This window comes from Paenibacillus sp. P5_B5, assembly GCF_056400365.1.
In genome coordinates, this window is the sequence record NZ_JBFULK010000072.1 from 1 (window position 1) to 392 (window position 392).

Consider the following 392-nt stretch of genomic DNA (forward strand, 5'->3'; position numbering starts at 1 on the left):
GGTCGTGCTCGCGTGACTCCTCAAACGGCCGGTAGCGCTGTTCGACGGGAAACATGCGGCCCGACACCATGATGACCGGCGCCGGAATTTTTGACCCCCACGCTCCGCGCTGCGCGTCGTCGCTGCCCCCCGAGGGGGCGTCGCCCGGCTTGGGGCGGCCCGGCGCCGGGGCGGCAGAAGCAAAGTAATCCGCAAACCGCTGCGCATCAATCGTCGCCGAGGTGATGACCACCTTGAGGTCGGGCCGGCGCGGCAGCAGCTGGCGCAGGTAGCCCAGCAGAAAGTCGATGTTCAGGCTGCGCTCATGGGCCTCGTCGATGATGATGGTGTCGTAGGCTTTGAGCAGCGGGTCGGTCTGCGTCTCGGCCAGCAAAATGCCGTCGGTCATCAGC

1 pseudogene is annotated in these 392 nt (G+C 66.8%); it reads right to left on the minus strand.

The window, feature by feature from the left end:
- Window positions 1-392, minus strand: a pseudogene (locus AC1DOK_RS24610) (hypothetical protein); the annotation flags it as partial.